The organism is Ruegeria sp. BHSC043 (assembly GCF_059612985.1).
Window position 1 is genome coordinate 279860 of sequence record NZ_JBXWRS010000002.1, and the last position, 12554, is coordinate 292413.

The following is a 12554-nucleotide window of genomic DNA, read 5'->3' on the forward strand; positions in this document are numbered from 1 at the left end:
AATGCCGCAGAAAGGGCCGGGGCGTCGCTTGCCGCGTTCGGTGGCTGCGTCTATCAAGGGCCAAACGCGGGGGCACAGCAGGCAGATGCGCATACTTCTGACGAACGATGACGGGATCAACGCGCCGGGGCTGATGACGCTGGAGGCGATCGCTGCAGATCTGGCCGGACCCGGGGGCGAGGTCTGGGTCGTGGCGCCTGCTTTCGAGCAGTCGGGGGTGGGCCATTGCATCAGCTATACCCATCCGATGATGATCGCCAAGCTGGGCGAGCGTCGGTTCGCCGCCGAGGGCTCGCCCGCCGACTGTGTTCTGGCCGGGCTGCACGAGGTGATGAAGGACGCCCGGCCCGATCTGGTCCTGTCCGGGGTGAACCGGGGCAACAATTCGGCCGAGAACACGTTGTATTCCGGCACCATCGGCGGCGCGATGGAGGCCGCCTTGCAGGGCATACCCGCGATTGCCCTGTCGCAGTATTTCGGGCCGCGCAATCTAGGGCTCGAGGATCCGTTCCAGGCCGCCGCGCGTCACGGCGCCGACCTGGTGCGGCGCATCCTTGCGGCCACGCCGCCCGAGCAGGAAGACTACCGGCTGTTCTACAACGTGAATTTCCCGCCCGTTCCCGCCGACGAGGTGCTGGGCACCCGCGTCGTGCGCCAGGGCTTTCGGCGCGACACGCATTTCTCGGTCGAGCCGCACACCTCGCCTTCGGGGCGGCGGTTCCTGTGGATCAAGGGCGGCTATCAGCACAACCCCACCGCGCCCGGCACCGACGCGGCGGCCAATCTGGAAGGTTACATCTCGGTCACGCCGATGCGGGCCGATCTGACGGCGCATGACGCGCTTGACGCTTTGAAGACGATCGAATGACTGGACCGGACCCGGAAACCAAGATGCAGTTCCTGTTTGCCCTGCGCTCGCGCGGGGTGACGGATGCGCGCGTTCTGAACGCGATGGAGCAGATCGACCGTGGCAGGTTCGTCCGCGGCCTGTTCGCGGAACGGGCCTATGAGGACACGCCGCTGCCGATTGCCTGCGGTCAGACGATCAGCCAGCCCTCGGTCGTTGGGCTAATGACGCAGGCGCTGCAGGTCACGCCGCGGGACAAGGTGCTCGAGGTGGGCACCGGGTCGGGCTATCAGGCGGCGGTTTTGGCCAAGCTGGCACGCCGGGTCTACACGGTCGAGCGCCACAAGCGCCTGGTGCGCGAAACCGGAGAGCTGTTTCGCGAGTTGGGATTGACCAACATTACCGCGATGCATTCAGACGGATCCTTTGGATTGCCCGAACAGGCCCCCTTTGACCGGATTATCGTGACCGCCGCCGCCGAGGATCCGCCCGGGCCGCTCTTGGCGCAGTTGAAAATCGGCGGTATCATGGTGTTGCCCGTGGGGCAGTCGGATGCGGTGCAGACCCTGATCCGGGTCACCAGAACCGAGTCCGGCTTCGACTATGACGAATTGTTGCCCGTCCGATTCGTGCCCTTGTTGGAGGGGCTTGGCAGGGACGAAGCGTAGAAGCCGTAGCAAAAAGGGCGCCAGAACCCCGGCAAACAGGGGCAGGTGTTGAGGACAGAGACATGAGAGCAGTTTCCAGGTCAGTCTTGGGTCGTGGCGCGTCGGCGCTGGCCACGGTCGCGGTGCTTGCCGGGTGCGAGGGGCCGCTGGATTACGATTTGCGGGGTCAGGTCGGCGGGTTTTCGACCACCCCGGCCGCCTTGTCGGCCACAGCAGACCGCCCGGCGCCCGATGCGCGCGGGGTGATCACCTATCCCACCTACCAGGTGGCGGTGGCCCGGCGGGGCGATACGGTCGGCACGGTCGCGGCGCGGGTCGGCCTGCCCGAGGCCGAACTGGCCCGGTTCAACGGATTGCTGCCCAGCGACCAACTGCGCGAGGGCGAGGTTCTGGCCTTGCCCCGGTCGGTCGGGGCCGGGGCGGGCAATGTCGATATCGCCTCGATCGCAACGACGGCCATCGATCAGGCGCCGGATACCGGCGGCGTGCGTGTCTCGACGCTGGAACCGGTCAAACCTGCGCCGGTCACCTCGACGGACGAGCCGATCCGCCACAAGGTCAAGCGCGGCGAGACGGCCTATACCATTTCCCGCCTGTACCAGGTGCCGGTGGATGCGCTGGCCGAATGGAACGGCCTGGGCCCCGATTTCACCGTGCGCGAGGGGCAATACCTGCTGATTCCAGTCAAGGACCAGGCCGCGCCGCGACAAGCGGCCGTGCCCGCGGCAACGGCGGTGACCGAGCCGGGGCAGGGGTCTCCGACACCCACGCCGCCCAGTGCCACCCAGCCCCTGCCGGATGAAAAGATCGCACCGCCGGCCCCCGCGCCGGACGTTACCGCCGAGGCGCCGACCCAGACCAGCGCTTCGGCCCTGGCGATGCCGGTCACCGGCAAGATCATCCGGCCCTATGCCAAGGGCAAGAACGAGGGGATCGATATTGCCGGCAGCCCCGGCACACCGGTCAAGGCCGCCGAGGCCGGCACCGTGGCCGCGATCACGGCCGATGCCGACCAGATCCCGATCATCGTGGTCAAGCACAGCAACGATCTGCTGACGGTCTATGCGAATGTCGAGGGGATCTCGGTTAAGAAAGGCGACCGGGTCAGCCGCGGCCAGAGCATTGCCAAGCTGCGCGGCGGCGAAAACGCCTATGTGCATTTCGAGGTGCGCGAAGGCTTTGAGTCGGTGGATCCGGAAACCTATCTGCGCTGAAAATTCGGCGCGATCTTTCGGGGCTTACGGGCATCAGGCGGTCGGGTCGTAATCGGCCAGCCGCTTTCCGGGCTCATCGGCAAAGATCTCGGGCAAGGGCGTGACGCTTTCGATCAGGTCAATGCGGAACACGCGGAAGGCGTCGCGCAGCTCGCACCAGGCGGTCAGGGTCCAGACCCTGCCCCAGTATTCCATGTGCAAGGGGCGGATTGTGCGTTCGGTCAGGGTTCCGTCGATGCGCCGGTAGGTCAGCCGCAGTTTCTGGCGCGATTTGATGGCCGCTCGGATCGGCGCCATATGCGCCAGCCCGCGCGCGGCATCGGCAAAGGGATAGACGGCGAATTTCCACGCATCCGCCTCGGCCACCACCTGGGTGGGCAGTACTGCGTCGATCTTGGCGGCCAGCGACTCGGCGGCGGCCTTCAGGTCGGGGTCGGCGGCCTCGGCCACGATCGCCATGCCGAGGTTCAGGGCCTCAAGCTCGGCCGGGCTGAGGTTCAGCGGGGGCAGGGTGATCTGCTCGCGCACCATGTAACCCACACCGCGTTCGCCCTGGACGGGAACGCCCGAAGCCACCAGTGTGTCCATATCGCGATAGATGGTGCGGACCGAAACCTCGAGCCGGTCCGCGATGTCCTGCGCGCGGTGCAGTTTGCCGTCGCGCAGGATCTGGATGATGTCGAACAGGCGGTCAGTGCGGCGCATGACACGCCGTCCGGACCGCGATCAGGCGGTCATGTTCCATAGCACTTTCTCATGGCGCATCTGGATGCTGGCGGGGTCGATCGCCGCCATCAGACCGGCGGCAAAATCCTGCTGTGGGAACTGCGCTGCGGCGTCCTGTGCGGCCTTCATGTCGGTCCAGATGACATAATCGGTCCAGCGGCCATCCTCGCCCTGGCTCAACTGTCGGTGGGCAAAGCCGCGAGCCGCGCGCACGAAGGCCTCGGTCGTCTGGCTGAGCCTGACGAACTCTTCCGGCGTGGTGCCATCAGCGAGGGTGAAGGTGACGATTTCAGCAACATGGGTCATGTGAGTCTCCGTTGACCAGGTTTCGATGCCCTGTTCCTAGTCGTCAGCAACTGACATAAACCTGTCAGTTGAAAATTGCCAGCCCGCAAAAACCACATGAGCGGCCCGGATTTGAACGCGGATTTGACTTGCGTCACTTTTTTCGATGGCCCGGTGGGCGTAGACACGAAGTCAGATCACATTCCCGGCGCGTTGCGCCGACGTAGAAGGAGAAGAGACATGCTCAACAATATCGGCCTTCCCGGCCTCCTGCTGATCGCCGTCGTGGTGCTGGTGCTGTTTGGCCGCGGCAAGATCAGCTCGTTGATGGGTGAGGTGGGCAAAGGCATCACCGCATTCAAGAAAGGCGTAAAGGAAGGCGGCGAGGAGATCGAACAGGACGCGTCTGAGCTGGCCAAGGACGTCACGCCCGAGACCGACAAAGACAAGGTCTGATCGCCCATGTTTGATCTGGGCTGGACCGAGCTGCTGGTCATCGGCATCGTTGCCCTGATCGTCGTGGGGCCCAAGGACCTGCCGGTTCTCTTCCGCAATGTCGGACGGTTCATCGGCAAGGCCCGGGGCATGGCGCGCGAATTTTCAAGCGCCATGAACGAGGCGGCCGACCAGGCGGGCGTGAACGATATCAAGAAAGGTCTGGACGCGGCCACCAACCCGGTGGGCAGTGCGATGGATGGCGTCAAGCAGGCCGCGCAGGACATGGCCAAGAGCATGGATCCGACCAAGTTCGACCCCGACAGCGAAACCGGCAAACTGGCCGCTGAACGCGCCGAGCAGGCCAAGAAGATCCAGGCTGCCACCGCCCGTGCCGCCGCCGAGCGCAAGGCGAAAGAAGCCGCCGAGGCCCTGGCCAAGGCCGAAGAGGCCGAAGCCGCGCTGAAAACCGAAGGCAAGACATGAGCAAGACCGACGAGATCGAGGATACCTCGGCCCCCCTGATCGAGCATCTGGCCGAGTTGCGCACGCGTCTGATCCACAGCGTCGTGGCCTTTTTGATCGGTATGATCATCTGTTTCACGGTTGCCACGCCGATCTTCAACTTTCTGACCCAGCCCCTGTGCGATGTTCTGTCCGAGCGCGGACAGGACTGCGACCTGATCTTCATTTCGCCGCAGGAGGGCTTCTTCGTGGCGATCAAGGTCTCGCTCCTGGGTGGGTTCATTCTGGCCTTTCCGTATATCGGCATGCAGATGTGGCGGTTCGTGGCGCCGGGGCTCTACCGGTCCGAGAAGAACGCCTTCCTGCCATTCCTGCTGGCCTCGCCCTTCATGTTCCTGCTGGGCGCGAGCTTTGCCTTTTACGTGGTCACCCCGCTGGCCTATGACTTCTTCCTTGGATTCCAGCAATTTGGGGCCGAGGGTGAGGCTGTCGCCGAAGGCGCATCCGCGCCGCTGAGCGTGGTGTTCCAAGGTTCGGCGCAGGAATATCTGAACCTGACGATCAAGTTCATCGTGGCCTTCGGTCTGTGCTTCCAGCTTCCGGTTTTGTTGACCCTGATGGGCAAGGCCGGGCTGGTCAGCGCCGAAGGTTTGGGCGCGGTGCGCAAATATGCCGTGGTGGGCATTCTGGTTCTGGCCGCCATCGTGACCCCGCCGGACGTGATCACCCAGATCATTCTGTTCGTTGTGGTCTACGGCCTGTACGAGATTTCGATCTTCCTGGTGGCCCGGGTCGAGAAAAAGCGCGAAGAACAGCTGCGGGCCGACGGCTATTATGACGATGAAGAAGCAGCCGATGACGAGCTGATGGCAGAGTTTGAGGCCGAAGACGACAAGTAAACCCGAGCAGTGAATGGGGAAGGGCGCGCCTTGACGGGTGCGCCCTTTCTTCATCCGGGTCTTGTTGGCGGCCCATGAACGTGGTTGAAATCGGCCGCAAGACTTCGGAGGACCCATGGACGACCAAGCCCTGAACCGCATTGCCGACGCATTGGAACGCATGGCCCCGGCGCCGCTGGCTGCGCCTGATTTCTCGGCCGCCCCCGCTTTTGTCTGGCACATTGCGCCCGACCGGCTGGAGCCGGTGCACCATGTCAACCGCGTCGATCTTGACCTGCTGGTGGGCATCAACCGGTCGCGCGATACGCTGTTGGACAACACGCGCCGCTTCGCGGCCGGGTACAAGGCAAACAACGCGCTGTTGTGGGGTGCCCGCGGTATGGGCAAGTCCAGCCTTGTCAAGGCGGTGCACGGCACCCTTCAGCCCGAGTTTCCCGACCTGAAGCTGGTTGAGCTTCAGCGCGAGGACATGGGCTCGGTCGCGCGGTTGCTGAACCACCTGCGCGCTGCACCTTTCCGGTTCATCCTGTTCTGCGACGACTTGTCGTTCAGCCATGACGATCAGCACTACAAGTCGCTGAAGGCCGTACTGGATGGCGGGATCGAGGGTCGGCCCGAAAACGTGGTGTTCTATGCCACGTCGAACCGCCGCCACCTGATGCCGCGCGACATGATCGAGAACGAACGCTCGAGCGCGATCAACCCGTCCGAGGCAGTCGAGGAAAAGGTTTCGCTGTCTGACCGGTTCGGCTTGTGGCTGGGGTTTCACCCCTGCGATCAGGACGAATACCTTGCGATGATCGACCGGTATTGCGCGGCTTATGGCGTCAGCGTCGATGCCGACGCTCTGCGGGCCGAGGCGATCGAATGGCAGGCCACGCGCGGCGCGCGTTCGGGCCGGGTGGCGTGGCAGTTCTTTGTCGATCTGGCGGGCCGGCAGGGCGTCCATATCGAATGAAAACGGCGCCCGTCATGGGGGCGCCGCTGCAACTTGCAAGGGATCTGGCCGAACGGTCTCAGCCCAGCATGGATAGCAGGCGCGCGGCCTCGTCCGAGGAGCTGGCCAGCTTCGACCGATCCTCACCCGGGAAGAAACGCGCGCGCAGGGCTGTGGCCATAGGCCTAGGCTGCAGAACATGAACCTTTGGCCCGGTGCGCACGGTTTCGGCGGCCCAGCTGCGCGCCATGGCAATCTGCGCAGCCTTGGTTGCGCCATAGGTGGCGCAGAACTTCTCGCCGGCACGCGGGTCGTCAAAGAACACCGCCTGTCCAGCCTCACCCAGCAGGGGCGCGACATAGGGAATCAGAACTGAAGTCGCGGTGGCGTTCACGTCCACGGATTTCTGCCAATCCTTGGGGTCGATGAAATTCGCAGGCGTCAGCGGTGCGGTGTGGATGGCCGTGTGCAGCCACAGGTCCAGCTTGCCCCAGCGGTCATGGATGCCGCGGCACAGTGTGGCCATGGCATTGGGGTCGGCGATATCCATCGGCGCCAGGGTGGCCGCGCCTCCTTGGGACTTGATGCGGTCATCCAGATCTTCCAGCCCGCCTGTGGTGCGGGCAACGGCGACGATGTGGTATTCGGGTGCCAGCGCCTCGGCCAGGGCGGCTCCCAGCCCACGCGACGCGCCGGTAACAAGGGCAATTTTGGTCTGATCGGTCATGCGCGGGGTTTGAACCCAAGCGCGCAGCCCGTCAAGCCCGGATCAGCTTCCGGGGATGGCGATGCGCTGGGTCCGGCCGCTTTGTCGCAGTATGATGCCGTCCTTGTCGATGGCCACGATCGTGCCCGAACCAAAGCGGCTGCCTGTCTTGACCTCTTTAACCCGTCCCGACGATGAGCGCATCAGGGCGCGCATGTCGTTCTGCGGGCCAAAGACGCCCAGGACGGTCGTACCATTCTTGCTGAGCGCGCCCTTCTGCGTGGCCGCGCTGTCGACTCGGGGATTTGCCATGTGAACTGGCCGGCCCGGTGGCCCGGCCTCCGTGTGGTTGCGTGAGTGAGCAGCCGGCTGGCTAGCAGAGCCAAAGGGGAAGGAAAAGCCGGTGCAGCAGCTTTCGGCCATCTTTTGCCACGCGGACCGGGGCCATGAAACAAGGGGCCCTGCGGCCCCTTGGAGAAGTCTCTGAATTCCGGCCTTATTCGGCCGCCGGTTGCATCTTGAACCCTTGTTCAACCATGTCCGCCGGAGTGACGGGATACTCGCCCGAGAAACATGCATCGCAGTATTGCGGGCATTCTTTGCTGCGACCCTGCGATTCGCCGACCGCCCGGTACAACCCGTCCAGCGAGATGAACCGGAGGCTGTCGACCGCCAAATGCTTGGTCATCTCTTCCTCGGTCATCGTGGCGGCCAACAGCTTTTCGCGCTGTGGCGTGTCCACGCCGTAGAAACAGGGCCAGGCCGTGGGAGGCGAGGCGATGCGGAAATGCACCTCTTTCGCACCGGCATCCAGGATCATTTCCTTGATCTTGCGGCTGGTTGTGCCGCGCACCACCGAGTCGTCGACCAGAATCACCCGCTTGCCCTCGATCAGGGCGCGGTTCACGTTCAGCTTGAGCCGCACGCCCATGTTGCGGATTTGCTCGGTGGGTTCGATGAAGGTGCGGCCCATGTATTGATTGCGGATGATACCCATTGCATAGGGGATGCCCGACTCCAGCGAGTACCCAATGGCCGCTGGTGTGCCGCTGTCGGGCACGGGGCAGACCAGATCCGCCTCGACCGGGCTTTCCTTGGCCAGCTCGCGTCCGATGGCCTCGCGGGTCTCATAGACCGAGCGTCCACCCAGAATCGAGTCTGGGCGCGAGAAGTAGACATGCTCGAAGATACAGAACTTGCTGGGTTGTCGGCGGAACGGGAAGTGGCTTTCAACGCCGTTCTGGGCATTGATCACCACCATTTCGCCGGGCTCGATCTCACGTAGGAATTCGGCGCCGATGATGTCCAGCGCGCAGGTTTCCGAGGCCAGGCACCAGCCGTCGCCGATTTTGCCCAAAACCAGCGGGCGTACACCCAGGGGGTCGCGTACCCCGATCAGCTTGGTGCGGGTCATGGCCACGACCGAGAAGGCGCCCTCGACCCGGCGCAGCGCGTCCTCCATCCGTTCTGGGATGTTGCGCTGCAACGACCGCGCCATCAGGTGGATGATGCATTCGCTGTCGGACGAGCTCTGGAAGATCGAGCCGCGCTCGATCAACTCGCGCCGCAGGGCGTTGGCGTTGGTGATGTTGCCATTGTGCGCAATCGCAGCGCCGCCCATGGCGAACTCGCCAAAAAACGGTTGAACGTCGCGGATTGCGGTCTGGCCCTTGGACCCGGCCGTGGAATAGCGCACATGCCCGATGCCGATCGGACCGGGCAGGCTTTCGATGATGTCGGACGAGGTGAAATTGTCGCGCACATAGCCGAACCGGCGGGCCGAGTTGAAGCCAAGCTGCGGGTCGTGGGTGACGATCCCGCCGGCCTCTTGCCCGCGATGCTGCAGGGCGTGCAGCCCCAAAGCGATGAAACTTGCGGCATCCTGGACGCCGACGACACCGAAGATCCCGCATTCCTCGCGGAGTTTGTCGTCATCGAACGGGTGGGCGGGGGGCATCTGCGGGCTTGGCAAGACGGGCAGCTCCGATTCCGTTGCGGGTTGGCCCTCACATAATGCCTAAACCCGCGCATGTCATCAAAGGATCACAAATCGTTTTGCCGCAGCGCGGTTTTGGGGTTCAATGATGTGCGGAAATATCGCCACCGCAGGTGTTCCGAGCAGTGCTGGCCTGCGGTCCCAAGCCAAGATGGAGGTGGGCATGTGGCAAGGCCGACCCGGACCCAAGAAGGAAGAACGCGTCAAGCGAAGGTGTCATCGGTGCCGCGGAATGGGACGCGCGCCCTGCCAGATCTGCATGGGCAAAGGTGAGGTTCTGAAAGGCCGCGATCACCTCGGTCGGCCGCAATTCAGTCGTTGCGATGGCTGTTTCGGCCTGAAGACATCGCGCTGTTCGATTTGTGGTGGCGAAGGGTTCGTCTGACCGGCAAAAAGAAAAAGCCCGGCCAGGGCCGGGCTTGGTCTGCAATTCCGGGTAGCCGTTATTGACCTTGCGAATCCGCGGTGCACGTTGCCACCAGTTGTTCGTATTGCGTGGTGACCCAGCCCAGAGCGGCCTCGGGGTTCTGCTCTTCGATCTTGTCGCTGAACTGTTCGAACACCTTGGCCGAGCGGCTTTCGTCCACGATCGTGTACGACTGACCGGTCATGACGGTGTCATAGACAAAAAAGGCAATGGCCACCAGCAGGATACCGCGCGCGATGCCGAAGAAGAACCCCAGCGCCTGATCCAGCCCTCCCAGCGCCGACCGCTGCACCAGCGACGAAAACAGTGGGGTAAAGATACTGACCACGATCAGGGCCACGGCGAACACGGCGGCGAAACCGGTGATGACCGACAACTCGCAGCTGTCGCGCAGGAAATCCCCGACCACCGGGATTTCCTTGACCAGCGGCACCGCCTGCGGCGCAAAGATGAAGGCCAGTACGGCCGCGGCCACCCATCCGGCGATGGCCATCACCTCGCGCATGAAACCGCGTGAATAGGCCAGGATGCCCGACAGCACGACGATCAGGGCAACGACCCCGTCAATGATTGTAAAACCTTCCATGGCCCTCGCCTGTTCGTTTTTCTGCCCCTCGTGGCGCGAGCTTAACCTGCTCCGAAGGTTTCGCCAACAAACCCGGCCAGATCAGAGGGTCGGGTGAGTGTCAGACCTGCCACAGTGCCGGTTTTGCCACCTGCCGGAGCAATTGCCGATGTGAAACCAAGTTTTTGCGCTTCTTTCAACCTGTTTTCGGTTTGCGATGCGGGTCTAAGTGCCCCGGATAGAGAGATTTCTCCGAAAACCACAGTGTCGGCGGGCAGGGCGGTGTCCTCGCGCGCGCTCAGCAGAGCGGCTGCCACTGCGAGGTCGGCTGCGGGCTCGCTGATCTTCAGGCCCCCGGCCACGTTCAGATAGACGTCGAGCCCCGCAAAGGGGATGCCGCAGCGCGCTTCGAGCACGGCGAGGATCATCGCAAGCCGTCCGCTGTCCCAGCCGACGACGGTGCGGCGGGGCTGTGAATGGGGCGAGGGCGCGACCAGCGCCTGCAGTTCGACCAAAACCGGCCGGGTGCCCTCGATGCCTGCGAAAACGGCCGAGCCGGGGCTGGGCGTGCCGCGTTCCGACAGGAAAAGGGCCGAAGGGTTGGTGACCTGCGCCAGACCTTTCCCAGTCATCTCGAACACGCCGATCTCGTCAGCGGGGCCAAATCGGTTCTTGACCGCGCGCAGGATACGGAACTGGTGGCCGCGCTCGCCCTCGAAATAGAGGACGGTATCGACCATGTGTTCGACCACGCGGGGGCCGGCGATCTGGCCTTCCTTGGTGACGTGGCCGACCATGATGATGGATACGCCGTGGCGCTTGGCAAAGCTGGTCAGTTCATGCGCGGCGGCGCGGACCTGGCTGACCGATCCAGGCGCGCTGTCGACATTGTCCGCCCACATGGTCTGGATCGAGTCGATGATGGCAAGGCCGGGTTTCTCGGCCTCGAGCGTGGTCAGGATGTTGCGCAGGTTGGTCTCGGCGGCCAGCTGCACCGGCGCGTCTTCAAGCCCCAGACGGCGCGCGCGCATGCGGACCTGCGCACTGGCTTCCTCGCCCGAGACATAAATGGTTTTCAGCCCCGACCGGGCAAAGCGCGCGGCGGCCTGCAGCAGCAGGGTGGATTTGCCGATGCCCGGATCGCCGCCCACCAGCAGGGCCGAGGCCGGGACCAGCCCGCCGCCCAGGACACGGTCCAGTTCCTCGACACCGCAGACTGTGCGGGGGGGCGGGGCCTCTTCGGTGGAGAGGTCAGTCAGGGTTACAGCTTGGCCGCGCTTGCCGCCCAGAGATTTTTTGGCTGGGCCAGCCGATAGCGGGGTTTCCTGGACAATGGTGTTCCACTCGCCACAGCCGTCGCAGCGCCCGGACCAGCGGGTATGCGAGGCGCCACAGGCCGAGCAGGTAAAAGTCGTCATCTTTGCCATGGAGCCTTTGGTGCCCGAGGATGGAAGGTTCTTCAAGCCCCCGTGGCCCGAAAGCCGAACGGGCGAGCCGCGGCGTCAGGCCCGGCGGGCCATCCTTCACGGCGGGTGCTGGTGCACTTGGGGGGCGTGCTATTCAGCAGCCCGCGGGGGCATGGCGATGACACTCGTGGCAGTCGGGTCGCTGTCGTCGGGTGGGGTCTGCAATTGGGCGGACAGCTCGGGCAGGAGCTCGAACAATTCGTCTCGCAGGCGGGTCAACTGGGACTTGGCTATCGATTCCTCGATCTCGATGTCGCGCGTCCACTGGCGCAGCTCGTGCTGGATCGTCTGGGCCTCTTCAATCCGCTGCTGGAACTGCGCGACCTCTTCCTGCCGCTGTTGCAGGAACGCCCGCGCCCGCGCGACCTTGGCCGCGCCATAGGTCTCGGCCAGTTCGTGGCTGACCTGGCTCATCTGTGCAGCCAGTTCCAGGACTTCGGGCTCGAGCGTTTGCAGGTCGGGGTGGTCGCGCAGGAAAGCCATGCGTTCCTTGACCGCGTCGAATTCCGAGGCCAGCGCAAACACGCCGCTGCGGTCGGCCGCGTGGGCGATCTGGTAGGCATCGACCACGTCCTGCATCTGCAGCGAGAACTTCCGATGCGTATTTTCCAACGCCATCATGCGCGCGCTCGAGGGCAGATAGAAGGCGAGCATCAGAACCAGAGCGGTCAGGCCGATCTGGATGTAGGCGCCTGCGTTCGGGATGTCCTGTCCGCCCAATCCAGCCTGCATCGTCAGCCAAGGCCAGACATCCACGGCGGCAAGCATGGTGGCGGATACGGCAAACAGGGCAGCGGCGCAGATCAAGAAAAAAGTCAGTCGAAGGAATACGTTCTGGAAATGAATTGAAATCGAATGGAGGGCGGCCATGGCAGTCCTACTCCTTTTGAAACCGGCAAAACCGGGCCCGGGCGGAGT

The 12554-nt window shown here is 63.9% G+C and carries 15 protein-coding genes; 7 read left to right on the top strand and 8 right to left on the bottom strand.

Annotated features, from left to right (window positions below):
• Positions 1–85 precede the first annotated feature (85 nt).
• From surE to AC2FMM_RS06460, 3 genes are all read left to right on the top strand, one after another.
• Positions 86–868 (top strand): 5'/3'-nucleotidase SurE, encoded by a 783-nt coding sequence (surE, locus tag AC2FMM_RS06450; protein WP_496678043.1) that lies wholly within the window; start codon positions 86–88, stop codon positions 866–868.
• Complete coding sequence (locus AC2FMM_RS06455; protein WP_496796101.1) at positions 865–1515, top strand: protein-L-isoaspartate(D-aspartate) O-methyltransferase; 651 nt, start codon at positions 865–867, stop codon at positions 1513–1515. Before surE ends, AC2FMM_RS06455 begins: the two co-directional genes overlap by 4 nt.
• A 62-nt stretch (positions 1516–1577) precedes the next feature.
• Positions 1578–2729: a peptidoglycan DD-metalloendopeptidase family protein gene (locus AC2FMM_RS06460; RefSeq protein ID WP_496678046.1), complete on the top strand. Its 1152-nt coding sequence runs from the start codon at positions 1578–1580 to the stop codon at positions 2727–2729.
• 33 nt (positions 2730–2762) lie between these two features.
• Here the strand turns inward: AC2FMM_RS06460 and AC2FMM_RS06465 are convergent, their stop codons facing one another.
• Positions 2763–3434, bottom strand: a complete 672-nt coding sequence (locus AC2FMM_RS06465) for a helix-turn-helix transcriptional regulator (RefSeq protein WP_496686262.1) — start codon at positions 3432–3434, stop codon at positions 2763–2765.
• 21 nt (positions 3435–3455) lie between these two features.
• Positions 3456–3761, bottom strand: a complete 306-nt coding sequence (locus AC2FMM_RS06470) for a hypothetical protein (protein ID WP_480753377.1) — start codon at positions 3759–3761, stop codon at positions 3456–3458.
• A 219-nt stretch (positions 3762–3980) separates the two neighbouring features.
• Between AC2FMM_RS06470 and AC2FMM_RS06475 the strand changes: the two genes are divergently transcribed.
• The 4 genes from AC2FMM_RS06475 (at position 3981) to AC2FMM_RS06490 (ending at position 6497) form a co-directional block, all read left to right on the top strand.
• Positions 3981–4196, top strand: coding sequence for a twin-arginine translocase TatA/TatE family subunit (locus tag AC2FMM_RS06475; RefSeq protein ID WP_496678054.1), 216 nt, complete (start codon positions 3981–3983; stop codon positions 4194–4196).
• A gap of 6 nt (positions 4197–4202) precedes the next feature.
• The gene (gene tatB / locus AC2FMM_RS06480; RefSeq protein ID WP_149774519.1) at positions 4203–4661 is read left to right on the top strand and encodes a Sec-independent protein translocase protein TatB; all 459 of its coding nucleotides are present in this window, start codon (positions 4203–4205) and stop codon (positions 4659–4661) included.
• Positions 4658–5539: a twin-arginine translocase subunit TatC gene (gene tatC / locus AC2FMM_RS06485; protein WP_496686259.1), complete on the top strand. Its 882-nt coding sequence runs from the start codon at positions 4658–4660 to the stop codon at positions 5537–5539. The genes tatB and tatC overlap by 4 nt, the downstream gene beginning before the upstream one ends.
• A 115-nt stretch (positions 5540–5654) precedes the next feature.
• On the top strand, positions 5655–6497 hold the full coding sequence (locus AC2FMM_RS06490) for an ATP-binding protein (protein WP_496686256.1): 843 nt from the start codon (positions 5655–5657) through the stop codon (positions 6495–6497).
• Between the two features lie 58 nt (positions 6498–6555).
• Here AC2FMM_RS06490 and AC2FMM_RS06495 read toward each other — a convergent pair whose 3' ends face one another.
• The 6 genes from AC2FMM_RS06495 to AC2FMM_RS06520 form a co-directional block, all read right to left on the bottom strand.
• Positions 6556–7203: an SDR family NAD(P)-dependent oxidoreductase gene (locus tag AC2FMM_RS06495; RefSeq protein WP_496796102.1), complete on the bottom strand. Its 648-nt coding sequence runs from the start codon at positions 7201–7203 to the stop codon at positions 6556–6558.
• Positions 7204–7245: 42 nt separating this feature from the next.
• Positions 7246–7494 (bottom strand): hypothetical protein, encoded by a 249-nt coding sequence (locus tag AC2FMM_RS06500; RefSeq protein ID WP_496678064.1) that lies wholly within the window; start codon positions 7492–7494, stop codon positions 7246–7248.
• 184 nt (positions 7495–7678) lie between these two features.
• Positions 7679–9139, bottom strand: coding sequence for an amidophosphoribosyltransferase (purF, locus tag AC2FMM_RS06505; protein WP_496678066.1), 1461 nt, complete (start codon positions 9137–9139; stop codon positions 7679–7681).
• A gap of 482 nt (positions 9140–9621) precedes the next feature.
• Positions 9622–10191, bottom strand: coding sequence for a CvpA family protein (locus tag AC2FMM_RS06510; RefSeq protein ID WP_496678068.1), 570 nt, complete (start codon positions 10189–10191; stop codon positions 9622–9624).
• Between the two features lie 41 nt (positions 10192–10232).
• On the bottom strand, positions 10233–11597 hold the full coding sequence (radA, locus tag AC2FMM_RS06515; protein ID WP_496796103.1) for a DNA repair protein RadA: 1365 nt from the start codon (positions 11595–11597) through the stop codon (positions 10233–10235).
• Positions 11598–11726: 129 nt separating this feature from the next.
• Complete coding sequence (locus tag AC2FMM_RS06520; RefSeq protein WP_496796104.1) at positions 11727–12506, bottom strand: DNA repair protein; 780 nt, start codon at positions 12504–12506, stop codon at positions 11727–11729.
• Positions 12507–12554 lie beyond the last annotated feature (48 nt).